Source organism: Comamonas thiooxydans (assembly GCF_000964545.1).
GTDB classification, from domain to species: domain Bacteria; phylum Pseudomonadota; class Gammaproteobacteria; order Burkholderiales; family Burkholderiaceae_C; genus Comamonas; species Comamonas thiooxydans.
In genome coordinates this window covers 187,608-209,260 of record NZ_BBVD01000001.1, presented here as the reverse complement: position 1 = coordinate 209,260, position 21,653 = coordinate 187,608, and the positions used below count along the sequence as shown (strand labels likewise).

Below are 21,653 nucleotides of genomic sequence, written 5' to 3'. Positions count from 1 at the left end.
GGCTTCAAGAGCCGTCACTTACTATTTTTTGCCCTGACGGTTGTTTTTTTGGGGTGTCTAGCCGGCTCAGCCCTGGGCAACGGTCACCAGCGCGGGGCGCAGGATGCGGTCGGCGATCACATAGCCCTTTTGCAGCACGGCAACCACGGTGTTGGCGGGCTGGTCGGCGGGAACCATGGAGATGGCCTGGTGGTGGTGAGGGTCGAACTTCTCGCCCGCAGCGGGATTGATGGCCAGCACCTTGTTGCGTTCCAGGGCCGAATTCAGCTGGCGTAGCGTGGCGTCCGAGCCTTCGCGCAGCTGTTCGGGCGTGGCGTTCTGGATGGACAGGGCCGCGTCCAGGCTGTCGATCACGGGCAGCAGGCTTTCTGCAAAGCTCTCGATGCCGAACTTGCGTGCCTTGGCGACCTCTTCTTCGGCGCGACGGCGCATGTTTTCGGCGTCGGCCTTGGCACGCAGGTATTGGTCGGCCAGATCGGCGCTCTTGGCCTTGAGTTCTTCCAGCTCGGCCTGCAGACGTCCCAGTTCGTCCGACGCATTGGCTGCCAGGGCCGCTTCCAGTTCCTCGGGGCTGGCGTCGTTGATGGTGTTGGGGTTGTGGTTCTCGGTCATAGTTGGTGAAGGTTTCTCAAAACTTAAGACAATCTGTCTGCCAGATGCGCTCCGCCAGGTCTATTTCAAGACCCGTGCCGCTCAACAAAGGGCGACGGGCGCAGCGGATGGGGTGAGTCTGCAGCATTTGCGGGACATTCCAGGGGAGTGAGTACTTGTGATTTCAAGACATCTCGCCTTGATTGACCAATGCTAATCGCAGGTTTATAGGCCCCAGAGTGTACAGATAGTCTGCCACTCGGCTAGAATCTCACGTTTTGCCTTGCCGCACCGCTACAGACGCAGTGGGCGGCGTTTACCCAAAAGGAGTCGTTATGCGTCATTACGAAATCATTTTGTTGATCCATCCGGATCAAAGCGAACAAGTTCCCGCGATGCTGGAGCGCTACAAGGGCATGATTGCCGCTGGTGGCGGCAAGGTGCATCGCGAAGAAGATTGGGGCCGTCGTCAGCTGGCTTACATGATCAACAAGCTCGCTAAGGCTCACTACCTGTGCCTGAACATCGAAGCCGACCAGGCTGTGATGGCTGAACTGGAACACGCCTTCAAGTTCAACGATGCCGTGCTGCGTCACCTGACTGTGCAGAAGAAGAAGGCTGAAACAGCTGCTTCCGCCATGATGAAGAGCGTTGAGCGCGAAGAAGCCCGCAAGGCCAACCAGGCTGAGCACGCTTAATAGCATCAGACACTGAAGGAGTGGAAAACCGCGTTGTATTGACGGGCCTTCTCGTAGAGCAAGCTGCTTTGCGCTACACGCCCGCCGGATTGCCGGCCCTGGATTTGCGAATTGAACACAGTTCGCAGCAACAAGAGCTGGGCAGTGCGCGCAACGTGAATGCATCTGTCAAGGCTGTTGCCTTTGGCGCCCTGGCTGAAAAGCTGGCCCGCCAAGCACCCGGTAGTCAATGGACCTTTCAAGGTTTTCTGGCCACGCCGCGCAATAGCAAGATGCTGGTTTTACACATTCAGGATATTCAACAAAATTAATTTTCAAGAGGTCCAGCAATGGCCACGTTCAAGAAATTCAACAAGGACAAGCGTCCTAAGCGCAACACCCAGTCGCTGCTGTTCAAGCGCAAGCGTTTCTGCCGCTTCACAGTCGCCGGCGTCGAAGAAATCGACTACAAGGATGTCGACACCCTGCGTGACTTCATCGCCGAAAACGGCAAGATTGTGCCCGCACGCCTGACCGGCACGCGCGCCATCTACCAGCGTCAGCTGAACACAGCCATCAAGCGCGCTCGCTTCCTGGCTATGCTGCCCTACTCTGACCAGCACAAGATCTAAGGAGCACGACTATGCAAATCATTCTGCTCGAAAAGGTTGTGAACCTGGGTAACCTGGGCGATATCGTCAAGGTTAAGGACGGTTACGCTCGTAACTTCCTGATCCCCTCCGGCGCTGCACGTCGTGCAACAGCTGCTGCCAAGGCTGAATTCGAAGCCAAGCGCGCTGAGCTGGAAAAGGCTGCCGCCGAGAAGCTGGCTGCCGCTCAAGAACTGAGCGAAAAGCTCAACGGCGTGAACGTGAAGATCACTCAGAAGGCTGGCGTTGACGGTCGTCTGTTTGGTTCCATCACCAACGCCGACATCGCTGAAGAACTGGTCAAGGCCGGTTTCGCAGTGAACAAGTCGCAAGTGCGCATGCCCAACGGCCCCATCAAGACCGTTGGCGATGCCACTGTGGTGGTGGCTCTGCACACCGACGTGGCTGCAGAAGTGGCCGTCTCCGTGTACGGCGACCACTCCTAATTCAGGCTCTGTTCTGAATTGGCAAAAAGCCGCCTTCGGGCGGTTTTTTGTTTTCTGGTAATTGTTTGTCTCGCCAGCGTTTTTATCGTCACCCGCCGTGACGTCGCCACCGCCTCCCGCTACGATGGAGGACTTGTCTCTAGGAGTCTCATGTCGTCAGTAATGCCCCCGCTTGATCTGCAAGATGATGCATTCGCCCCGGTTCCCACTGCCGATCAGCAGGTGGCGCAACTGCGTGTGCCGCCGCACTCCATGGAGTCGGAATCTTCGGTGCTCGGCGGTCTGCTGCTGGACAACAATGCCTGGGAGCGCGTTGGTGATCTGCTTGGCGACGGCGACTTCTACCGGCACGAGCACAAGCTGATCTACGAAGCCATCGGCAAGCTGATCAATGCAAGCAAGCCGGCCGACGTGATCACGGTTTATGAGCATCTGCAGGGCATGGGCAAGGCCGAGGAAATCGGCGGCCTGATGTACCTGAACCAGCTGGCGCAGTATGTGCCCAGTGCCAGCAATATCCGCCGCTATGCGGAAATCGTGCGCGAGCGCGCCATCTTGCGCAAGCTGGTCACGGCCAGCGACGACATCGCGACCAATGCCTTCAATCCGCAGGGCAAGACCGTGGAGCGCATCCTCGACGAAGCCGAGCAGAAGATCATGGCGATCGGCGAGGAGGGAGCGCGCAACAAGCAGGGTTTCCAGTCGCTGGATTCGCTGGTGGTGGACCTGCTGGACCGGGTCCAGGAGATGGCCGACAACCCCATGGATGTGACCGGCGTGCCCACGGGCTTTGTCGATCTGGATCGCATGACCTCGGGCCTGCAGGCCGGCGACATGGTGGTGCTGGCGGCGCGTCCCTCCATGGGCAAGACCTCGTTTGCCGTGAATATTGCCGAGCATGTGGCGCTTAATGAGGGCTTGCCGGTCGCCATCTTCTCCATGGAAATGGGCGCGGCCCAGCTGGCGGTTCGTATCGTCGGCTCCATCGGCCGCGTCAACCAGGGCAATCTGCGTACCGGCAAGCTCAGCGACGACGAGTGGCCGCGTCTGACCGAGGCCATCGAGCGCCTGCGCACCGTGTCGCTGCATATCGACGAAACGCCGGGCCTGTCTCCAACCGAGCTGCGTGCCAATGCGCGTCGTCTGGCGCGCCAGTGCGGCAAGCTGGGCCTGATCGTGGTTGACTACCTGCAACTGATGAGCGGATCGGGATCTGCCGCCAGTTCCGACAACCGCGCGACCGAGCTGGGCGAAATCTCGCGGGGTTTGAAGATGCTGGCCAAGGAGCTGCAATGTCCGGTGATTGCGCTGTCCCAGCTCAACCGCTCGGTGGAGCAGCGTACCGACAAGCGCCCCATGATGTCCGACCTGCGCGAATCGGGCGCCATCGAGCAGGACGCGGACATCATCATGTTCATCTACCGCGACGACTACTACAACAAAGAGAGCAAGGAGCCCAATATTGCCGAGGTCATCATCGGCAAGCAGCGTAACGGGCCGACGGGGACGGTGAAGCTCTTCTTCCAGAAGAACCAGACGCGTTTCGAGAACCTGGCGCAGGGCTACGGCACGGATGAATACTAAAAATCATAGCTGCTAAGGCTTGTTGGATGAGGATTTCATAACTCTATGAATATGAAAGCTATGAATATCAAGCGCTGCCAGCTATCAAATTGAAGGGTATAAGAAAAGCCCGCAAGGCACAGACCTTGCGGGCTTTGTTTTTTGAGCAGCTGCGGGGTTAGCGGCTGAACAGGTAGACGCCAAGACCGATCACGCACAGTCCCAGCACGCCGCAGGCCCAGGCCAGGCGCTGTGCACCTGTGCGCAGCGCGCCCACGGTTGCGACGATCTGGGCATTTTGCTGGGCCAGCTTCTCGATGATCTCCAGTGACTGGCGCTGCGATTGCTCGAGCTGGGTGATGCGCTCCTCCTGCTGCTGGATCAGCAGCAGAGCCTGCTCGCCGGCGGAGGCCGGTGGCGAAATGCGCTGCGCAGCGCTTTGCGCGCTGGCGTCCTGCTCGCGCGCTTCGGCCTGGGCTTCTTTCTTCTTGAGCATGCCCTGGGCGGCCTTCACCACCTGAGGCGTGGCCTTGATGACCTCGCCCCAGGGCACGAGCTTGAGTGCCGCGATCCAGCTCGCCACTTACAGCACCTCGCTGGCGAAGTCTGCCAGGCGCGAGCGTTCGCCGCGCGCCAGCGTGATATGGCCGCTATGGGGCCAGCCCTTGAAACGGTCCACCACATAGGTCAGGCCCGAGCTGCCTTCTGTCAGGTAGGGCGTGTCGATCTGGGCCAGATTGCCCATGCAGATGATCTTGGTGCCGGGGCCGGCACGTGTGATCAAGGTCTTCATCTGCTTGGGGGTCAGGTTCTGGGCCTCGTCGATGATGACGTATTTGTTCAGAAACGTGCGACCGCGCATGAAGTTCATGCTCTTGATCTTGATGCGGCTGCGGATCAGCTCGTTGGTGGCGGCGCGCCCCCACTCGCCGGCATTGCCGCCGTCGCCCTTGGCCAGGAACTCCAGGTTGTCATCCAGGGCGCCCATCCAGGGGCCCATCTTTTCCTCTTCCGTGCCGGGCAGGAAGCCGATGTCCTCGCCCACGCTCACCGTGGCGCGGGTCATGATGATCTCGGTGTAGCGGCGCTCGTCCAGCACCTGGGCCAGGCCGGCGGCCAGGGCCAGCAGGGTCTTGCCGGTACCTGCCGTGCCTGTCAGTGTGACAAAGTCCACTTCGGGGTTGACCAGCAGGTTCATGGCGAAGTTCTGCTCGCGATTGCGTGTGGACACGCCCCAGACGGCATTCTTGGGATTGCCGAAGTCGCGCAGCGTCTTGAGCACGGCCGTCTTGTCGCGGATTTCGGTCACGCGCATATAGAGGCTGGGCTCGCCCGGTGCTTCGTAGTAGACGAACTGGTTGATCATCAACTGGTCGACGATGGCGCCGCTGACGCGGTAGTAGGTGATGGCGCCTTCCTGCCAGCTCTCCACATTCTTGCCGGCCTTGGCCCAGAAGTCGTGGGGCAGGGCCAGTGCGCCCGAATACAGCAGATCGCCGTCTTCCAGCACCTTGTCGTTCTGGTAGTCCTCGGCGGCCAGGCCCAGGGCGCGCGCCTTGACGCGCATATTGATGTCCTTGGACACCAGCACGACTTCGCGATCCTTGTGCTGCTCGCGCAGGGCTGCGACCACGCCCAGAATCTGGTTGTCGGCCTTGCCCTGTGGCAGGCTCTCGGGCAGGGATGCATCCAGAGGGTTGGTCTGGAAGTACAGCGTGCCGGTGGCGCTGCGCTGACCCGTGGCATTGAGCGGCAGGCCTTTTTCCAGACCGTCGGCGGGCTGGGAGGCAACCAGGGAGTCCAGGGTGCGGCTGACCTGGCGGCCGTTGCGCGCCACTTCGGTCATGCCCTTTTTGTGGTTGTCCAGTTCTTCCAGCACCACCATGGGCAGGAAGATGTCGTGCTCTTCAAAGCGGAACAGGCTGCTGGGGTCATGCAGCAGCACATTGGTGTCCAGCACGAACAGCGTGGTCGGGCCGGTGCGCGTATTGCGGGCGCGGCGAGCAGGCTTGGCAGTCGCGTCGGCGGGTTTGGCAGGTGCTGCAGCGGCGGTTGTGGCAGCGGTCTTGCGCGGCGCTTTGGCTGCAGCAGTTGCAGCGACAGTGGGCTTGCTGGCACTGCGACGGGACTTGGTGACTGCAGGGGCGGGCTCAGGAGCCGCACTCAGGGCGGCTCCGTCGGAGGGGTTCAGATCCTCGTCAAGTTCTGCAGTCTGCTTGGCAGGCTTGCGGATGGACGAAAAGGCTTCTGCGGAGAGCTTTGCGGCGCGGTGGCCGGGTGCGGGGGGCAGGGGCATAGTGGACGAACCGTTCTCAACAAGATTCAAAAAGCACAAAGCCGCCTGGAAACCGAGGCGGCTTTGGTGGGGTGAACAGAGAATACTGCGTAGCACTGAGGCATGCCCCATTATGCATAGGCTCCGAGGGCCTGAAGCAGTATTTCCTGTTTTGCCTTGTTTAAAGACTTTGAAATACTTTGCGTGTAGATGATTGCAAGGTTTCAGTCCCGGGCGAGGCTCAGGCCACCTTCTTGTCTTGAGTCTTTAGGCTTTTGACGGCCTTGAGTACTTCGTCCACGTGGCCGGGGACCTTCAGGCCGCGCCATTCTTGCATCAGGATGCCGTCGGCGCCGATCAGGAAGGTGGAGCGCTCGATGCCCTTGACCTTCTTGCCGTACATGATCTTGTTCTTGACCACGCCAAACATGTGGCACATCTTTTCTTCGGTGTCGGCAATCAGCTCGAACGGCAGTTCCAGCTTTTCCTTGAAGTCGTTGTGCGAGTTCATGTTGTCGCGCGACACACCGAACACGGTGGCGCCAGCCTTCACGAAATCCTTGTACTTATCGCGGAATTGCATTGCTTCCGTGGTACAACCCGGCGTGTTGTCCTTGGGGTAGAAATACAGGATCAGAATCTGGCCGTTGTGCGAGGTGTTGGACACCTTGACGCCGCCGGTGGCGTTGGCTTCAAATTCTGGGAGTGGTTTGTTGACAACGATCGCCATGCGCTTGTATCTCTCGGGTGTGTTCGTTGAAATGCCGAGGGCGTCGGTGGTATTTTTGTTTTTATCAATCGATCGCCCCCAACCGCAACCTGCGATTTTACCCTGAAATACGTATTTCTCTCAATGTAAGCTCAGAAGTCTATGCTAGCAGCAGGGCTGCGACTACGTTGCGGCCTTCGCTGGCCAGAACGTTATAGGTACGGCAGGCCGAGGCGGTGTCCATGCTCTCCAGGCCAATGCGTTTGGCGATCAGCGGCTTGAGCCAGGCCACGGGTGGAAAGCGGTTCTTGCTGCCGCTGCCAAAGAGGACGACTTCCGCATCCAGCTTGGCGAGTTCCTCGAAATGCTCGGCCGTCAGGTCTTCGAAACGGGCGCAGTTCCACTCGGTCAGCAGGCCGCGGGCCCCGACCAGCAGACTGGTTTCGTGGTTTTGCTTGTCAACCGCGATCCAGCCCGGGCCATAGCCGGTGATGGTTTGCGCATCGGATTTGTCTGCCTGAAATTTCATGATGGAGAGTGTGCGCAATCGGCGCGCTGGACGGGTGCGATGGCTGCTGTCTCCATACAGAGAGGGTGGGGACATTGCTGCAGCGCGGAACTGTGCTTAAATTATAGGTTTCACCATGGCGTTTAATGCGCCCTGGCGTGCCTGAAATCCTTTTGCATTGATTCGCATGAAAACCGTTCAAAAATCCGCCAAGTTAGCAAACGTCTGTTACGACATCCGCGGGCCGATCATGGACGCGGCGAAGAAGATGGAGGACGACGGCCAGAAGATCATTAAGCTCAATATCGGCAATCTGGCCGTGTTCGGCTTCGATGCTCCCGAGGAAGTGCAGCAGGACATGATCCGCAACCTGCCCAACTCGGCAGGCTACTCTGACAGCAAGGGCATTTTCGCGGCGCGCAAGGCCGTGATGCATGAAACCCAGCGCCAGGGCATCAAGGGCGTGACGCTGGACGACATCTATCTGGGCAACGGTGCTTCGGAACTGATCAGCCTGGCCACCAACGCGCTGCTGGACAATGGCGACGAGATGCTGCTGCCTGCGCCCGACTATCCGTTGTGGACGGCTGCCACCAGCCTGTCCGGCGGCACGCCCGTGCATTACATGTGCGACGAGTCCAATGGCTGGATGCCCAATATGGACGACATCCGCGCCAAGATCACGCCGCGCACCAAGGGCATCGTCGTCATCAACCCCAACAATCCTACGGGTGCGCTGTACTCCAGGGAGCTGCTGCTGCAGATCGTGGAGCTGGCGCGCGAACATGGCCTGGTCATCTTCGCAGACGAGGTCTACGACAAGGTGCTGTACGAGGATGCCAAGCACACGCCGCTGGGCAGCCTGTCCATCGATGTGCTGACCATCACCTTCAATTCCCTCTCCAAGGCCTACCGCTCCTGCGGCTACCGTGCCGGCTGGATGGTGATTTCGGGCGACAAAAAGCCCGCCAAGGATTACATCGAGGGCCTGAACATGCTCTCCAACATGCGCCTGTGCGCCAATGTGCCCGGCCAGTGGGCCGTGCAGACGGCGCTTGGCGGCCACCAGAGCATCGACGCCCTGGTGCAGGAGGGCGGTCGCCTGCGTGTGCAGCGCGATCTGGCCTGGGAGCTGATCAACGCCATTCCCGGCGTGAGCTGCGTCAAGCCTCAGGGCGCGCTATACATGTTCCCGCGCCTCGATCCCGCCGTCTACCCTATCCAGGACGACCAGGAATTCTTCCTCGAAGTGCTGCAGGAAACCAAGGTCATGCTGGTGCAGGGCACGGGTTTCAACTGGCCCGAGCCTGATCACTTCCGCATCGTGTTCCTGCCGCATGAGGCAGATCTGCGCGAGGCCATCAACCGGCTGGCAGCCTTCCTCGAGAAGTACCGCAAGCGCCATGGCACGGACAAGCCCAAGGCAGTGCCGGCAGAAAAGGCACTCAAGCCTGCCAAGGCTGAGAAAGCCGCGTAACACATCTTTTTGATAGCTGGTGGCGCCTGATTTTCGAGCGCTTCAGCGCTTTTTTGACCTTAGAACTTATGAAACCCATCCAAGTAGGCCTGTTGGGCATTGGCACCGTAGGCAGCGGTACTTTCAATGTGCTGGAACGCAACCAAGACGAGATTCGCCGTCGTGCGGGTCGTGGCATTGAAATTACCATGGTCGCCGACTTGGATACCGAACGCGCCAAGAGCGTGGTGGGTGACAAGGTCAAGGTGGTCGGCGATGCACGTGAAGTCATCGCCAACCCCGATATTGATGTGGTGGTCGAGCTGATCGGCGGCTACGGCATTGCCAAGGCCCTGGTGCTGGAAGCCATCGCGGCCGGCAAGCATGTGGTGACCGCCAACAAGGCTCTGCTGGCCGTGCACGGTACGGAAATCTTCAAGGCCGCAGCCGAGAAGGGCGTGATGGTGGCCTATGAAGCTGCCGTGGCCGGTGGCATTCCCATCATCAAGGCCTTGCGCGAAGGCCTGACCGCCAACTCCATCCAGTGGGTGGCCGGCATCATCAACGGCACGACCAACTTCATCCTGTCCGAAATGCGCGACAAGGGCCTGGACTTCGACGTGGTGCTCAAGGAAGCACAGCGTCTGGGCTACGCCGAAGCCGACCCCACCTTCGACATCGAGGGTGTGGACGCTGCCCACAAGGCCACGCTGATGAGCGCGATTGCCTTCGGCATTCCCGTGCAGTTTGACAAGGCCTATGTTGAAGGCATCACCAAGCTGGCCGGTGCCGATATCCGTTACGCAGAGCAACTGGGCTACCGCATCAAGCTGCTGGGCATCACCAAGCGCACGGACAAGGGCATCGAGCTGCGTGTGCACCCCTCGCTGGTTCCTTCCAAGCGTCTGATCGCCAATGTGGAAGGCGCGATGAACGCCGTGGTGGTGAACGGCGATGCCGTGGGCACCACGCTGTACTACGGCAAGGGCGCCGGGTCCGAGCCCACCGCTTCCGCCGTGGTGGCCGACCTGGTGGATATCGCCCGCATGGACGGCTCCGATCCTGCTCACCGCGTGCCTGCCCTGGCCTTCCAGAGCAGCAGCCTGGCTGCAGCCGGCAGCGAGCTGCCCGTGCTGCCCATGGCCGAGGTCGTGACCAGCTACTACCTGCGCATCCGCGTGGCTGACGAAGCCGGAGTGCTGGCCAAGATCACCGGCCTGCTGGCCGGTGCCGGCATCAGCATCGATGCGGTGCTGCAGCGCGAGGCCGACGAAGTGGGCGGCGAAGGCTCGACCCAGACCGATCTGATCATTCTCACGCACGACACGCGCGAAGGGGATATGGACAAGGCCCTGGCCGAAATCCAGGGCTTGCCCACGGTGCTGGCTCCCATCACCCGCATCCGCAAGGAAGAGCTGAACTAAGGACTTGAGCATGTACCGTCGCACTCAAACCGGTTTATTCCCTGTTCAGTGCGGTGTCGGTATTGCAAACTCCTTCAAAGGCTGGCGCCCCATGGCGCCAGCCTTTTTGTTTTTGGTGGCAGCGGGTGCGCAAGCGGCGCCCGTCGATGTCTATCGTGGCACGCTGGGCGGCTCGGCGGTGGTGATGGAGCTGGGCAAGCCGGGTGAGGGTGGTGAACGCCAGGGGCGCTATTTCTATCTGCGGCATGGAGTGGATATTCCACTCCGGGGCTCGCTGAATGCGCTGTCTGAGGCACGTCCTTTGAATAACGACTGGGCGCGTGAAAGCGGTGGCGAGCCTCCCGTGTTGACCGACTCCCAACAGCGCCGCATTGTTTGGCAACTGCGCCAGCAAGGCAGTGCTTTGGCTGGTGAGTGGTTGGATGATATTCACGGCAAAAAACTGCCGCTAGCCCTTACCCATATTGCGCAGTACGACCCTGAAAAGATAGCGCCATTCGGTGTGGAGGCCGTGACGTTGGCGATTGTGCAAGGTGCGGGCAGCGGTATTGCATCGGGCGTTGCCATCTCGGCAAAGGCCACGCCCTACGACTATCTGAAAGTGGCCGAGCAAAAGCTGGAGCAGGGCAAGGAAGTGGTGGTCAGCCCCACGCTGGCCTGGAGGCCGGTGCGCGATGCGCGTACCCAGTTCTGGTATCCGCGCCTCACGCGTCACCCGGATAGCAAAATTCTGGCGCAGACCAATACCGTTCTGGAGCAGCGCCACTGGGCCATGAGTCTGGAGGCGCTGGCCTGTGTGGGCTCGATCTACCAGAACGCTGGCCCGGCGGCAGGCTCGCTGGGGGACTTCAATAACGAGTCGATCAAGGTGACCTACCTCTCAAGCGCCTTGATGAGTGTGGTGGAGTCCGGTTCAACCGGTTGCGGTGGCGCGCACCCCAACAATCATTACGACCCCTTTGTGCTGGACTTGCTGCGGGGCGGCTATATGGACTTCACCCGCCTGCTCAAGGACGTGAAATATGGCGAGTACAAGCTGGAGTATGGTGATCGGCTGTCGCGTTTTCTGAGCAAGGCCGTGAACCGGCATTCCGAGGATGACAAGGAGTGCACCGAGTTGCTGCCCCAGTACATGGCGCTGATGTTCGACAAGCCCGACAAGATGAGCTTTGTGATTTCAGGCATAGGCCATGCCATGGGTGTGTGCCTTGGCAGCGGCGTCAGTGTCCCGTTCAAGGAGCTGAAGGCCTATACCAAGCCGGGGGCGCAACGCTATTTCCAGCCCTGAGCCCCTTCCGGCACGATATGAGGCAATGGCGTTGGCCGGTCTCTGCATTCGCGCACAGTCAAATCGGGCTTGCTGACCGATAATGGTCGGCTTGGCGGCATGACTTCTGTCCGTTTGGCTGTCCGTTCCGAATTTTAGTTTTTGGCGAGTTTGAGATGCTGTATCTGTCCACCCGCGGCCATGCTGACCGCAAGCGTTTTTGCGACATTTTGCTCGAAGGCCTGGCTCCCGATGGCGGCCTGTACCTGCCCGTCGAGTATCCCCAGATCGACGATGCCAAGCTGAGCCAGCTGCGCGAGACGCTGGCCAACAAGGGCTATGCGGCCCTGGCCTTCGAGATTCTGTCGCTCTATATCGACGACATTCCGGCCGAAGATCTGCGCGCCCTGTGTGCCAAGACCTATACCAGGGAAGTTTTTGGCAGCGACGCCATCGTGCCCGTGCGTCAACTGGACGGCGTGCTGCACATCGAAGCCCTGTCCAACGGCCCCACGCTGGCCTTCAAGGACATGGCCATGCAGCTGCTGGGCAATCTGTTCGAGTACGAACTGGCCCGCCGCAACGAGGAACTGAATATCCTTGGCGCCACCAGCGGGGACACCGGCAGTGCGGCCGAATACGCCATGCGCGGCAAAAAGGGCGTGCGCGTCTTCATGACCAGCCCACACGGTCGCATGAGCCCCTTCCAGCAGGCGCAGATGTTCAGCCTGCAGGACGAGAACATCCACAACATCGCTATCGAAGGTGTGTTCGACGACTGCCAGGATATCGTCAAGGCCGTCTCCAACGACCACGCCTTCAAGGCCCAGTACAAGATTGGTACTGTCAACTCCATCAACTGGGCACGTCTGCTGGCCCAGGTGGTCTACTACTTTGCCGGCTATCTGCAGGCCACCCGCTCCAATGACCAGAAGGTGAGCTTCACCGTGCCTTCGGGCAACTTCGGCAATATTTGCGCAGGCCATGTGGCGCGCCAGATGGGTCTGCCCATTGCCAAGCTGGTGGTGGCCACCAACGAAAACGATGTGCTGGACGAGTTCTTCCGCACCGGCGTCTACCAGGTGCGAGGCTCGGCCAATACCTACGAGACATCGAGCCCCTCGATGGACATCTCCAAGGCCAGCAATTTCGAGCGCTTTGTGTTCGACCTGGTGGGACGCGACGGCGTGCGCACCAGGCAGCTGTTCGCCGAAGGCGTGGCCAAGGCCGGCAAGTTCGATCTGAACACAGATCCCGCCTTCAAGGATGCGGCCGGCAAGTACGGTTTTGTGAGCGGCAAGAGCACGCACGCCGACCGTCTGGCCACCATCAAGGACACTTTCGAGCGCTTTGGTCAGATGATCGACACCCATACCGCCGACGGCGTGAAGGTGGCGCGAGAGCATCTGGGCGCCGAGCCCATGCTGGTGCTGGAAACCGCTCTGCCCATCAAGTTTGCGGCGACTATCGAAGAAGCGTTGGGCCGCCAGCCCGACCGTCCCGCCAAGTTCAACGGCATCGAAGACCTGCCCAAGCGTGTGGTCGTCATGTCCTCCGACGTGGACAAGGTCAAGGCCTTTATCGCCGAAAACTGCAGATAAAGTCCTGCGGCGTTAAGCTTGAAAAGCATCTGTGGCTTGGCGACAGGTGCTTTTTTCTTTGGATGAAATTGGTATTTTTCGCTTACCCATAGAGTGTTGGTAGCTATCAAAAATATATTGAAATCAAGATGAAGGTCATAGGCTTTGCCGGATATTCGGGCGCGGGCAAGACCGCCTTGGTCGAGGCGCTGGTGATGCTGATGAAGCAGCGCGGACTCAGGGTCTCGGTCATCAAGCATGCCCACCATGACTTTGATGTGGATCGCGAGGGCAAGGACAGCTGGCGTCACCGCAAGGCTGGCGCTTATGAAGTGCTGCTCGCGTCCGATAGACGCATGGCGCTGATGCGCGAATACGAGCAGCCTGCTCAGCTGAGCGTGCACCATATGCTGGCGCAGCTGGATCCCAGCGTGGACTGGGTGCTGGTCGAAGGCTTCAAGCATGGCGAGCTGCCCAAGATAGAGGTCTGGCGGCGGCAGCAGGACAGGCTGGATAAAGGCAAAAGTCTGGAGCCGCTGTTTGCGCATGACCCTCGGGTGCTGGCAGTGGCCACCGACGCTGCCCATGACCTGCCGCAAGCGCCCGTCCAGCCCGTGCTGGATCTGAACCAGCCCCAGCTTGTGCTGCAATGGCTGCTGGCTCATTCGGACTCTCTGCAATACAAGAACTAAGGAAAGACACAGCAATGCAAGCACCACAGACGCCTCGCAAGCCGCTCAAGCCTCTGGATGAAGCCCTGCAGGAGCTGCTGGCCCATGCCCAGCCCCAGGCCGGCGCACAGATGGTGGACACCTTTGATGCCGATGGCCGCGTGCTGCTGCAGGCCGCCGTCTCGCCGCTGCAAGTGCCGCCTCAGGACAACTCGGCCATGGACGGCTATGCGGTGCGCATCGCCGAATGTGCCGACGGCGCTGCGGTGCTGCCGGTGTCGCAGCGCATCCCTGCCGGCACCTCGCCCGAGGCGCTGGCCGCTGGCTCCGTCGCCCGGATCTTCACGGGTGCGCCCGTGCCGGCCGGGGCCGATGCCATCGTCATGCAGGAGGACTGCGAATTGCTCGAGGACGGCCGCGTGCGCATCAAGGCCCAGCCCAGGGCTGGGCAGTGGATTCGCCGCGCGGGCGAGGACATCACGCAGGGCGCCACCGTGATCGAAGCCGGTACCCGCCTCACTCCGGCCCATCTGGGTCTTGCAGCCAGCATGGGCTTTGCCAGCCTGCAGGTGGCACGCAAGCCGCGTGTGGCCCTGTTCTCCACCGGCGACGAACTGGTCATGCCCGGTACCGTGGCACCGCAGGACATGCCAGCGGGCAGCATCTACAACAGCAACCGCTTCTTCCTGCGTGCATTGCTGCTGCGCATGGGCTGCGAGGTGACGGATCTGGGCATTGTTCCCGATGACCGCGAGGCCACGATTGCCGCGCTGGCCGATGCCGCCATGGACCACGACGTGATCGTCACCAGCGGCGGCGTCTCCGTGGGCGAGGAAGACCATATCAAGCCCGCAGTGCAGGAGCTGGGTCAGCTGGACCTCTGGCAGATCAACATCAAGCCTGGCAAGCCTTTTGCCTATGGCCGCGTCAATCGCGAGTCCGGCACGGGCTTTGCGCATTTCATCGGTCTGCCGGGCAACCCGGTCTCCAGCTTTGTCACCTTCCAGGTGCTGGTGCGCCCGTTCCTGCTGCGTCTGCAGGGCGTGCAGCATGTGCTGCCGCGAGCCATAGAGGCGCGCGCCGATTTCGTTTGGCCAAAGGGCGACAAGCGCAGAGAGTTTTTGCGAGTGCGCTACAACGAGCGTGGCGGACTGGAGCTGTTCAGAAACCAGAGCTCGGGCGTGCTGACTTCCACGGCTTGGGGCGACGGCGTGGTGGACAACCCTGCCGGCACCACGATTGCCATGGGCGACAGTGTGCGCTTTATCCCGTTTGCCGAGCTCATGGCCTGATGGAGTTGTAGATGAAGACCGTTACGATTCGATATTTCGCCTCTATCCGGGAAGCCTTGGGTACGGGCAGCGAAAGCCTGCAGACCCCGGCAGCCACTGTGGGAGCATTGCGCGAGCAACTGATGAGCCGCAGCGATGCGGCTGCCCAGGTGCTGGCTGCCAGCAAGGCTGTGCGCATGGCGCTGAACCAGGATATCTGCGATGCCGATGCCGTGCTCAGCAATGGCGACGAAGTGGCATTTTTTCCGCCAGTGACGGGGGGCTGATGAGTCTCTGAGCGCTTGTGAGCCTCTACAAACGGTTTCTGAAGAAGCCTGAAGTCCACAGAAGGCCTGTGCAAACCGCTTGCACAGGCCTTTTTGCTGTCTGTCGGTTTCCAGGTGCCGGCCTTGAACGTGAGATTGCTTACTAGGGTTTTCTTGGGCGTATTTTCGTGAATCTGACGAGATTCATTTTGGAGAATCCGCGCTTTCTACAAGAAAGACAGAAAGCACTTACTCATGACAACTCACGTCAATATGGAGGAGACCCGCTCTGCGCGCTTTGCCATGCGCTGCGCCAGCTGGGCGGAGAAGTGGTTCCCGGATTCCTGGGTGTTTGCCGTGGTCGGCATCTTCATCGTGGTGCTGGCAGCGTTTGCCATTGGTGCGCCGGTGCAGGAAACCAGCAAGGCCTTCGGCAAGGGCTTCTGGAGTCTGATCCCCTTCACCATGCAAATGGCTTTTGTGGTGATTGGCGGTTATGTGGTGGCCAGCTCCAAGCCCGCATCTGCACTCATCAAGGCGCTGGCCCGTGTGCCCAAGACCGGCCGTGGCGCCGTGGCCTGGGTGGCGTTTGTGGCGCTGAGCGCCTCGCTGCTGAACTGGGGGCTGAGCCTGGTGTTCGGCGGTCTGCTGGTCAAGGAACTGGCACGCCGCACCGACATCAAGATGGACTACCGTGCCGCCGGTGCCGCCGTCTATCTGGGTCTGGGTGCCGTGTGGGCGCTGGGCATTTCGTCTTCGGCGGCGCAGCTGCAGGCCAACCCTGCAAGCCTGCCTCCCGGCATTCTGGCCATTACCGGCGTGATTCCGTTCACGCAGACGATCTTTCTGTGGCAGTCCGGCGTAATGCTGGGCGTGCTGATGGTGATCTCCATCGTCGTGGCTTACATGACGGCACCCGGTGAGAAGACCGCGCGTGATGCGGCCCAATGCCAGGTCGACCTGGGCACAGAAGTCGTGCAGGAAGTCAAAAAGCCCAGCCGCCCCGGCGAATGGCTTGAATACAGCCCCATCCTCATCATCTTGCTGGTGGCGCTGACCGTGGGCTGGATGGTGGAGGAGTTCTCGAGCAAGCCTTTCATTCAGGCAATCTCTGGGCTGAACACCTACAACCTGCTGTTTCTCATGGCCGGTGCGCTGTTGCACTGGCGCCCCCGCAGCTTTCTCGATGCCGTGGCACGTGCCGTGCCCACTACGACCGGCGTGCTGATCCAGTTCCCTCTGTATGGTGCGATTGCGGCCATCATGACGGACGTCAAGGGTGACGGCGGTGCCAGCATTGCCCACCATATCTCCACCTTCTTCACCAGCTTTGCCACGCATGACACCTATGCACTGCTGATGGGCACCTACTCGGCCGTGCTGGGCTTCTTCCTGCCTTCTGGCGGTGGCAAGTGGATTGTGGAAGCACCTTATGTGATGCAAGTGGCCAATGATCTGCAGTACCACCTGGGCTGGGCCGTGCAGATCTACAACGCTGCTGAGGCTCTACCTAATCTGATCAACCCCTTCTACATGCTGCCGCTCTTGGGCGTGCTGGGCCTCAAGGCGCGTGATCTGATCGGCTTCAACTTTGTGCAGTTGCTGGTTCATGCGCCCGTGGTGCTGTTCCTGTTATGGTTCCTGGGTCAGACCCTGAGCTATATCCCCCCTGTAATGCCATGACCGAAACCGCCGATTTGCCATCTACCGAAGTGAACCCAGAGATCAGCGCCCGTACCCGCAAGGCGTTGGCCCAAGCGCGTGAGCGCGGAGTCAAGCTGGGCACGGCCGGTGCGACCAATATCCGCGCCACGGTGGAAAAACGTAAATCGGCAGCCGATGCCTTTGCCAGGCAGCACGAAGCACTGTTCGCCGAATTGCTGCAACAAGGTCTGACCCACCGCGCCATGGCGGCCGAACTCAATGCGCGGGGCATTGCGGCCGCCAAGGGCGGTGAGTGGACCCATGGGCAAGTGCAGCGCATTCTGAACCGCTACGCAGACTGGAAGGCTGCCGAGTCGATCCAGGCCTGAGGCCGTCATGCCGATCAAAAAAGCCGTGCTGCGTTTGCAGCACGGCTTTTTTGATGGAGGTCGGGGACGAATGAGTCAGGCAATGTAGAGCAAGACCGCAACGCACAGTTTATGCGCCATGCCGTGCGACCGCTTTCTGCCTTGTGGCAGCCAGTGCCAGCAAGCCAAGCACAATCAGCATCAGACCATAGCCATAGGTGGTGGGCACCAGCCCCAGGCTCTGGGTCAGCAGGCCTGCGGCGATGGCAGGCAGGCTGAAGGCCAGATAGCTCAGCACATAGATGGTGGACAGCAGGCCGCCGCGTTCATGCGGCTCGGCCAGCGGCAGCACGCTGCGCAGCGCCCCTTGAAAGCCCACGCCAAAGCCCGCACCGGCAATGATGGAGGCTGCCACCATCAGTGTCAGGCTGTGGCTGGCCACGCCCAGCAGAAGAATCACGATGCCCAGCGGCAGAACCGAACCACCGAAGCGCAGCATGCGCTGGGCCGTCCAGTGGCGAAGCAGCCAGATGGCCGCTGCGGCGCTCAGGGTGTTGATGCACACGGCCAGGCCTGCCATCAGGGTGGAGCCGGTGATCACGCGCAGCAAGGTGGGGCCTAGCGACAGATAAAAGCCCGCCAGCGCCCAGGCAGCGATGTCCAGCGGTGCCATGCGCAGGAATGCAGGGCGGATATGCGCGGGAAGGCGGATGCGAGGGCGCATGGAGGCCACAGCCCCGCTGCGGCGGCTGACGGTTTCAGGCATCACGGCAATGGCCCAGGCCGATGCCGCAAATACCAGCAGCAGCCACCAGTAGACCTGGTGCAGCCCGTCATGACCGTGGCTGGCCAGTTGGTTGGCGCCGAACACGCCGGCTGCCATACCCAGCATGGGGGACAGCGTATTGATCAGCGCACCGCGTTCACGGTCCAGATCGAGCAGGGCCGCGCCCAGGGCTGCACTCGCCATACCGGTGGCAAAGCCCTGCACCACACGCGACCAGAGCAGAGCCTGCGCATCCTGTGCATGGGCGAACATCAGCATGGAGACCGCCTCCAGTCCCAGGGCGGCAAGAATGACGGGGCGCCGGCCCAGGTAATCGGACAGTGCGCCCATGGTGAGCAGGGCGACGAGCAGACTGAAGGCATAGACCGCGAAGATCAGGGTCAGCATGCCCGAGGAAAAGCCCCAGGCCTGCTGGTAGAGCCTATACAAGGGCGTGGGAGCGCTGGATGCCGCCAGAAAGCTGGCCAGGGTCAGGGCGACAGCAGCCATATTGCGAGTGCTGGACACCGCAGTCAGGGATACAGAGGATGTGGGCATGGAAAAGCAGGCTCCGCTACCATAAAAGCAAATTTTTTGCGTTTGCGTATTCTGCGTTAGTTTGCTGTTAACGCAAATATTTAGCTTTAATGACCATGATTGCAAAAGACCCAGTCCAATCCCGGCCGGGCGGGCGCAGCTCCCGTGTACAGGCCAGCGTGCATCAGGCGGTGAGGAAACTGCTGGAGCACATGCCGCGCGAGGAGCTGACCTTTCCCCTGATCGCCACCGAAGCCGGCGTGACGCCTTCCACGCTGTACCGCCGCTGGGGCGATCTGCCGCAGTTGCTGGCCGATGTGGCGCTGGAGCGCATCCGTCCCATTGCCGAGCCTGCGGACACGGGCAGCCTGCATGGCGATCTGCAGGCCTGGACCGAGCAATACATCGAGGAAATGGGCTCTCCCCTGGGACGAACCTTGCTGCGCGATACCTTGGTGGCAACCCAGGAAGACCAGGTGACCTGCGCCTGCGTGGACATCATTCGCGACCAGCTTGGCATCGTGCTGGGCCGGGCCCGTGCGCGTGGCGAAGAGGCGCCCGATGTGGAAGCCATGCTGGACCAGTTGGTGGCACCCATCGTCTATCGCATTCTTTATGGTCTGCAGCCCGATGTGGCGTTCGGACGCAAGCTGGTCGAACAACTGGTGCCTGAACAGGTCTGAGGCTCTTGCCCTAGAATCGCGGCTCACAGGTGCCAAGGGACGCCTGCCCGCACAAGAGGCTCTCACCCTTGCTTTCGACAGCGTGTTCACGCTCGATTTCGATGTTCTGTCAGACCATGGTTGTTCTAGGGGCCCAGCGCGGGAGGCTCCGATGCAACCTGGAGCACTGTCATGACTTCATCTCTCCACACCCAGGCGCGGCGCGCGCTGACGCGGGACTACAAACAGGCTTTTCCCGCCATGGGCATCTACGCGGTGCGCTGCGATGCCGCTGGCTTGTTGCGCCTGGGTGCCAGCCGCAATGTGGACGCAACGCTCAACCGCCTGCGGTTCGAGCTGAGCAATGGCTCCCGGCGCGATGCGGCACTGGCCCAGGCCTGGGCTTGCCATGGCGCACGGGCATTTCGTTTTGAAGTACTGGACCGAGTCAAGGAGCGCGACGACCCCTTGTTCGACTATGACGCCGAACTTCAGGCCCTGCTTTCCCTGTGGCAGCAAGCGCTGCAAGGGGTACAGCCATGAGCAGTGAAACCGTGAATGTCGTGTGCTCAGGCCAAGCGCTGCTCGGTGGTACTGCAGCCATTGATCCGTCGAGTCCGGCCATGGGGGCCGGTTCTGTTTGCGGATTCGTTTCGCCGCAGGCCCCGGTCGACGAACTCAAGGTGCGCGCCCGCGTGCGCCTGAACCGTGCGCGGCGCGAGGGTGCTGCGGGCTCGGCCACATTGCGCGACCATTTGCATCAGGCGGCGCGCGAGGTCGGCTTTGCCGGCTGGGAGCAGGCGCGTCGGGTGCTGGGGGCGCTGGCGGCACCGGGAGATGACATGGGCAGCTTCTGGCATGTGCCGCGTAGCGGCATTCTTCTGCACATCTGGTTCAGCGAGTACGCACAGGCGCGCAATGTGCTCGCACAGCAGGCGGATGGCTTTTTGCTGCCTTATCGGCGCCAGTGCTTCATCGTGCAAGCGCCGTTCATCGAGGCTTTGGGCTTGAACCCGGCAGATCCGGCCTGGGCTGCCATAGGGCGAGATCTGGTCGCTGCCTATGGCACGCCTGACTGGCGGGCCTTGGCTTGGCAGCGTCTGCATGCGCCTGTCGGAGCCTTCTAATCTGCTTCGACGTGGAGGAAACTCCTGAAACTGGAGCGAAAAATGCCTGTCTGAAAGCGCTGAAGATCCGTTGTGCCCGGGTTTTCAGGCCGGGTCTGCTGGAGTGGGGAACTGCGGTGTACGCCATTCCAGCAGCTCGGCCAGGCGCTGCACGATCCAGCCCGCCTCAGGCGCCGTGACGACCGAGCCCTCCGCGGCCAGGCCCGCGTGCATGCCCAGCAGCACCTGTTCTTCGGAGGAGTTGCCCGAGTGATAGAGCGTCTGTGCCTGCTCGGTCAGATGGCTTGCCAGGTCTTCGCATAGCTCATAGCGTGCGACGACCTCGGCAATCGGGACGGACAGCTTGCCGCTGCGCGTGCGAAACAGCTCGGCAAAGCTGGTCGGCGGCTGAATCTGGCTGGTGTCGTCCATGGCTTAGCTTGGTTCGAACAGGCGCTCGAAGCGCTCGATGTCCACGGCCAGCTCGCAGGTAATGAGCTGGCCCGATTTGTTGTCGCGCTTGCGGTGGGCGGCAAACAGCGTGGCCTTGCCTTTGAAGTTGTAGTCGGGCAGGTGGATCAGCTCATAGGGATAGGGCACAAAGAGCTGGAACTCGAAAATCATCCGGTGCTCATTGCGCGGAGAGGGGTACAGCGTGTACTCCGGCAGATTGATGGTTTGTGTGGCCATGGCCCAATGCTAATGCGGCAGACATGCCCATGCTGGCCTGCGACAATGCAGGCATGACTGAAGCACGTGTATCCATTCAGACCCAGGACTTTGACCTCTCGGCCGAGATTGCCGCCCTGCGCGCCGGCGATGCACGCGTGGGCGCGGTCTGCAGCTTTGTCGGCACGGTGCGCGATCGCAACGAGGGCGATGCCGTCTCCAGCATGGAGCTCGAGCATTACCCCGGCATGACCGAGAAGTCGATCGAGGCCATCATCGACAAGGCCGTGGCGCGCTTTGGGATCTATGGCGCGCGCGTGATTCACCGCATCGGCCTGCTGCAGCCCATGGACCAGATCGTGCTGGTGGCGGTGACCAGCGCCCACCGCGGCAAATCCTTCGAGGCCTGCGAATACATCATGGACTATCTGAAGTCCGAAGCGCCGTTCTGGAAGAAAGAGCAGACCGAGCAAGGCGCACGATGGGTGGATGCGCGTGTCAGTGACGAGCAGGCATTGGCGCGATGGCAATAATTCTATGAATTGAT

26 protein-coding genes are annotated in these 21,653 nt (G+C 60.9%); 18 read left to right on the top strand and 8 right to left on the bottom strand.

Annotated features, from left to right (window positions below):
* Positions 1 to 66: 66 nt before the first annotated feature.
* The gene (gene grpE, locus Cth01_RS00970; RefSeq protein WP_045838327.1) at positions 67 to 612 is read right to left on the bottom strand and encodes a nucleotide exchange factor GrpE; all 546 of its coding nucleotides are present in this window, start codon (positions 610 to 612) and stop codon (positions 67 to 69) included.
* Between the two features lie 314 nt (positions 613 to 926).
* On the opposite strand from grpE, the gene rpsF reads away from it, so the two are divergent.
* The 5 genes from rpsF to dnaB all read left to right on the top strand — a co-directional run bounded on the left by rpsF (position 927) and on the right by dnaB (position 3,948).
* The gene (rpsF, locus tag Cth01_RS00965) at positions 927 to 1,289 is read left to right on the top strand and encodes a 30S ribosomal protein S6 (protein ID WP_003064289.1); all 363 of its coding nucleotides are present in this window, start codon (positions 927 to 929) and stop codon (positions 1,287 to 1,289) included.
* Positions 1,290 to 1,309: 20 nt separating this feature from the next.
* Positions 1,310 to 1,600: a primosomal replication protein N gene (gene priB, locus Cth01_RS00960; protein ID WP_003064293.1), complete on the top strand. Its 291-nt coding sequence runs from the start codon at positions 1,310 to 1,312 to the stop codon at positions 1,598 to 1,600.
* An 18-nt stretch (positions 1,601 to 1,618) separates the two neighbouring features.
* Positions 1,619 to 1,900: a 30S ribosomal protein S18 gene (gene rpsR / locus Cth01_RS00955; RefSeq protein WP_003057920.1), complete on the top strand. Its 282-nt coding sequence runs from the start codon at positions 1,619 to 1,621 to the stop codon at positions 1,898 to 1,900.
* Between the two features lie 11 nt (positions 1,901 to 1,911).
* Positions 1,912 to 2,364: a 50S ribosomal protein L9 gene (gene rplI / locus Cth01_RS00950; RefSeq protein WP_003064296.1), complete on the top strand. Its 453-nt coding sequence runs from the start codon at positions 1,912 to 1,914 to the stop codon at positions 2,362 to 2,364.
* Between the two features lie 150 nt (positions 2,365 to 2,514).
* Positions 2,515 to 3,948, top strand: a complete 1,434-nt coding sequence (gene dnaB / locus Cth01_RS00945) for a replicative DNA helicase (RefSeq protein ID WP_034359740.1) — start codon at positions 2,515 to 2,517, stop codon at positions 3,946 to 3,948.
* A gap of 157 nt (positions 3,949 to 4,105) precedes the next feature.
* Here the strand turns inward: dnaB and Cth01_RS00940 are convergent, their stop codons facing one another.
* The 4 genes from Cth01_RS00940 to Cth01_RS00925 form a co-directional block, all read right to left on the bottom strand.
* Positions 4,106 to 4,510, bottom strand: coding sequence for a hypothetical protein (locus Cth01_RS00940; RefSeq protein WP_045838326.1), 405 nt, complete (start codon positions 4,508 to 4,510; stop codon positions 4,106 to 4,108).
* Positions 4,511 to 6,223, bottom strand: a complete 1,713-nt coding sequence (locus tag Cth01_RS00935; RefSeq protein ID WP_045838325.1) for a PhoH family protein — start codon at positions 6,221 to 6,223, stop codon at positions 4,511 to 4,513.
* A 220-nt stretch (positions 6,224 to 6,443) separates the two neighbouring features.
* A complete protein-coding gene (locus Cth01_RS00930; RefSeq protein WP_003057908.1) occupies positions 6,444 to 6,932 on the bottom strand; it encodes a peroxiredoxin in 489 nt (162 codons plus the stop codon).
* A 139-nt stretch (positions 6,933 to 7,071) separates the two neighbouring features.
* A complete protein-coding gene (locus tag Cth01_RS00925; protein ID WP_003064306.1) occupies positions 7,072 to 7,440 on the bottom strand; it encodes an Mth938-like domain-containing protein in 369 nt (122 codons plus the stop codon).
* A gap of 166 nt (positions 7,441 to 7,606) precedes the next feature.
* Between Cth01_RS00925 and Cth01_RS00920 the strand changes: the two genes are divergently transcribed.
* The 9 genes from Cth01_RS00920 (at position 7,607) to Cth01_RS00880 (ending at position 17,387) form a co-directional block, all read left to right on the top strand.
* Positions 7,607 to 8,896 carry a pyridoxal phosphate-dependent aminotransferase gene (locus tag Cth01_RS00920; RefSeq protein ID WP_003057902.1) on the top strand — a complete coding sequence of 430 codons (1,290 nt, stop codon included), beginning with the start codon at positions 7,607 to 7,609 and terminating at the stop codon, positions 8,894 to 8,896.
* Between the two features lie 68 nt (positions 8,897 to 8,964).
* Positions 8,965 to 10,299: a homoserine dehydrogenase gene (locus Cth01_RS00915; RefSeq protein ID WP_003064309.1), complete on the top strand. Its 1,335-nt coding sequence runs from the start codon at positions 8,965 to 8,967 to the stop codon at positions 10,297 to 10,299.
* A 91-nt stretch (positions 10,300 to 10,390) separates the two neighbouring features.
* Positions 10,391 to 11,587: a hypothetical protein gene (locus Cth01_RS00910; protein WP_045838324.1), complete on the top strand. Its 1,197-nt coding sequence runs from the start codon at positions 10,391 to 10,393 to the stop codon at positions 11,585 to 11,587.
* A 155-nt stretch (positions 11,588 to 11,742) separates the two neighbouring features.
* Positions 11,743 to 13,167: a threonine synthase gene (gene thrC, locus Cth01_RS00905; RefSeq protein ID WP_045838323.1), complete on the top strand. Its 1,425-nt coding sequence runs from the start codon at positions 11,743 to 11,745 to the stop codon at positions 13,165 to 13,167.
* Between the two features lie 128 nt (positions 13,168 to 13,295).
* Positions 13,296 to 13,838: a molybdopterin-guanine dinucleotide biosynthesis protein B gene (mobB, locus tag Cth01_RS00900; protein WP_034389379.1), complete on the top strand. Its 543-nt coding sequence runs from the start codon at positions 13,296 to 13,298 to the stop codon at positions 13,836 to 13,838.
* A gap of 14 nt (positions 13,839 to 13,852) precedes the next feature.
* On the top strand, positions 13,853 to 15,109 hold the full coding sequence (locus Cth01_RS00895; RefSeq protein ID WP_045838322.1) for a molybdopterin molybdotransferase MoeA: 1,257 nt from the start codon (positions 13,853 to 13,855) through the stop codon (positions 15,107 to 15,109).
* A gap of 11 nt (positions 15,110 to 15,120) precedes the next feature.
* Complete coding sequence (moaD, locus tag Cth01_RS00890) at positions 15,121 to 15,375, top strand: molybdopterin converting factor subunit 1 (RefSeq protein WP_003064318.1); 255 nt, start codon at positions 15,121 to 15,123, stop codon at positions 15,373 to 15,375.
* Between the two features lie 234 nt (positions 15,376 to 15,609).
* Positions 15,610 to 17,037 (top strand): short-chain fatty acid transporter, encoded by a 1,428-nt coding sequence (locus tag Cth01_RS00885; RefSeq protein ID WP_003064320.1) that lies wholly within the window; start codon positions 15,610 to 15,612, stop codon positions 17,035 to 17,037.
* Positions 17,034 to 17,387, top strand: coding sequence for a recombinase family protein (locus Cth01_RS00880; RefSeq protein ID WP_034359753.1), 354 nt, complete (start codon positions 17,034 to 17,036; stop codon positions 17,385 to 17,387). The genes Cth01_RS00885 and Cth01_RS00880 overlap by 4 nt, the downstream gene beginning before the upstream one ends.
* Before the next feature lie 109 nt (positions 17,388 to 17,496).
* Here Cth01_RS00880 and Cth01_RS00875 read toward each other — a convergent pair whose 3' ends face one another.
* The gene (locus Cth01_RS00875) at positions 17,497 to 18,690 is read right to left on the bottom strand and encodes an MFS transporter (RefSeq protein ID WP_045838321.1); all 1,194 of its coding nucleotides are present in this window, start codon (positions 18,688 to 18,690) and stop codon (positions 17,497 to 17,499) included.
* Between the two features lie 95 nt (positions 18,691 to 18,785).
* Here Cth01_RS00875 and Cth01_RS00870 point away from each other — a divergent pair, with 95 nt between their 5' ends.
* From Cth01_RS00870 to Cth01_RS00860, 3 genes are all read left to right on the top strand, one after another.
* Positions 18,786 to 19,352: a TetR/AcrR family transcriptional regulator gene (locus Cth01_RS00870; protein WP_039049982.1), complete on the top strand. Its 567-nt coding sequence runs from the start codon at positions 18,786 to 18,788 to the stop codon at positions 19,350 to 19,352.
* Positions 19,353 to 19,523: 171 nt separating this feature from the next.
* Entirely contained in the window at positions 19,524 to 19,874 is a 351-nt protein-coding gene (locus tag Cth01_RS00865; protein ID WP_045838320.1) for a GIY-YIG nuclease family protein, read from the top strand.
* A complete protein-coding gene (locus Cth01_RS00860; protein WP_045838319.1) occupies positions 19,871 to 20,458 on the top strand; it encodes a hypothetical protein in 588 nt (195 codons plus the stop codon). The genes Cth01_RS00865 and Cth01_RS00860 overlap by 4 nt, the downstream gene beginning before the upstream one ends.
* An 84-nt stretch (positions 20,459 to 20,542) precedes the next feature.
* On the opposite strand, the gene Cth01_RS00855 is transcribed toward Cth01_RS00860, so the two are convergent.
* Positions 20,543 to 20,869 carry a hypothetical protein gene (locus Cth01_RS00855; protein ID WP_034389383.1) on the bottom strand — a complete coding sequence of 109 codons (327 nt, stop codon included), beginning with the start codon at positions 20,867 to 20,869 and terminating at the stop codon, positions 20,543 to 20,545.
* A gap of 3 nt (positions 20,870 to 20,872) precedes the next feature.
* Complete coding sequence (locus tag Cth01_RS00850; RefSeq protein ID WP_003057869.1) at positions 20,873 to 21,127, bottom strand: hypothetical protein; 255 nt, start codon at positions 21,125 to 21,127, stop codon at positions 20,873 to 20,875.
* 53 nt (positions 21,128 to 21,180) lie between these two features.
* On the opposite strand from Cth01_RS00850, the gene moaE reads away from it, so the two are divergent.
* A complete protein-coding gene (moaE, locus tag Cth01_RS00845) occupies positions 21,181 to 21,639 on the top strand; it encodes a molybdopterin synthase catalytic subunit MoaE (RefSeq protein WP_034359810.1) in 459 nt (152 codons plus the stop codon).
* Positions 21,640 to 21,653 lie beyond the last annotated feature (14 nt).

Coding starts and splice junctions, on each gene's coding strand:
- grpE (WP_045838327.1), bottom strand. CDS start 612: ATGACCGAGAACCACAACCCCAACACCATCAACGACGCCAGCCCCGAG.
- rpsF (WP_003064289.1), top strand. CDS start 927: ATGCGTCATTACGAAATCATTTTGTTGATCCATCCGGATCAAAGCGAA.
- rpsR (WP_003057920.1), top strand. CDS start 1,619: ATGGCCACGTTCAAGAAATTCAACAAGGACAAGCGTCCTAAGCGCAAC.
- rplI (WP_003064296.1), top strand. CDS start 1,912: ATGCAAATCATTCTGCTCGAAAAGGTTGTGAACCTGGGTAACCTGGGC.
- dnaB (WP_034359740.1), top strand. CDS start 2,515: ATGTCGTCAGTAATGCCCCCGCTTGATCTGCAAGATGATGCATTCGCC.
- Cth01_RS00935 (WP_045838325.1), bottom strand. CDS start 6,223: ATGCCCCTGCCCCCCGCACCCGGCCACCGCGCCGCAAAGCTCTCCGCA.
- Cth01_RS00930 (WP_003057908.1), bottom strand. CDS start 6,932: ATGGCGATCGTTGTCAACAAACCACTCCCAGAATTTGAAGCCAACGCC.
- Cth01_RS00925 (WP_003064306.1), bottom strand. CDS start 7,440: ATGAAATTTCAGGCAGACAAATCCGATGCGCAAACCATCACCGGCTAT.
- Cth01_RS00920 (WP_003057902.1), top strand. CDS start 7,607: ATGAAAACCGTTCAAAAATCCGCCAAGTTAGCAAACGTCTGTTACGAC.
- Cth01_RS00915 (WP_003064309.1), top strand. CDS start 8,965: ATGAAACCCATCCAAGTAGGCCTGTTGGGCATTGGCACCGTAGGCAGC.
- Cth01_RS00910 (WP_045838324.1), top strand. CDS start 10,391: ATGGCGCCAGCCTTTTTGTTTTTGGTGGCAGCGGGTGCGCAAGCGGCG.
- thrC (WP_045838323.1), top strand. CDS start 11,743: ATGCTGTATCTGTCCACCCGCGGCCATGCTGACCGCAAGCGTTTTTGC.
- mobB (WP_034389379.1), top strand. CDS start 13,296: ATGAAGGTCATAGGCTTTGCCGGATATTCGGGCGCGGGCAAGACCGCC.
- Cth01_RS00895 (WP_045838322.1), top strand. CDS start 13,853: ATGCAAGCACCACAGACGCCTCGCAAGCCGCTCAAGCCTCTGGATGAA.
- moaD (WP_003064318.1), top strand. CDS start 15,121: ATGAAGACCGTTACGATTCGATATTTCGCCTCTATCCGGGAAGCCTTG.
- Cth01_RS00885 (WP_003064320.1), top strand. CDS start 15,610: ATGACAACTCACGTCAATATGGAGGAGACCCGCTCTGCGCGCTTTGCC.
- Cth01_RS00880 (WP_034359753.1), top strand. CDS start 17,034: ATGACCGAAACCGCCGATTTGCCATCTACCGAAGTGAACCCAGAGATC.
- Cth01_RS00875 (WP_045838321.1), bottom strand. CDS start 18,690: ATGCCCACATCCTCTGTATCCCTGACTGCGGTGTCCAGCACTCGCAAT.
- Cth01_RS00870 (WP_039049982.1), top strand. CDS start 18,786: ATGATTGCAAAAGACCCAGTCCAATCCCGGCCGGGCGGGCGCAGCTCC.
- Cth01_RS00865 (WP_045838320.1), top strand. CDS start 19,524: ATGACTTCATCTCTCCACACCCAGGCGCGGCGCGCGCTGACGCGGGAC.
- Cth01_RS00860 (WP_045838319.1), top strand. CDS start 19,871: ATGAGCAGTGAAACCGTGAATGTCGTGTGCTCAGGCCAAGCGCTGCTC.
- Cth01_RS00855 (WP_034389383.1), bottom strand. CDS start 20,869: ATGGACGACACCAGCCAGATTCAGCCGCCGACCAGCTTTGCCGAGCTG.
- Cth01_RS00850 (WP_003057869.1), bottom strand. CDS start 21,127: ATGGCCACACAAACCATCAATCTGCCGGAGTACACGCTGTACCCCTCT.
- moaE (WP_034359810.1), top strand. CDS start 21,181: ATGACTGAAGCACGTGTATCCATTCAGACCCAGGACTTTGACCTCTCG.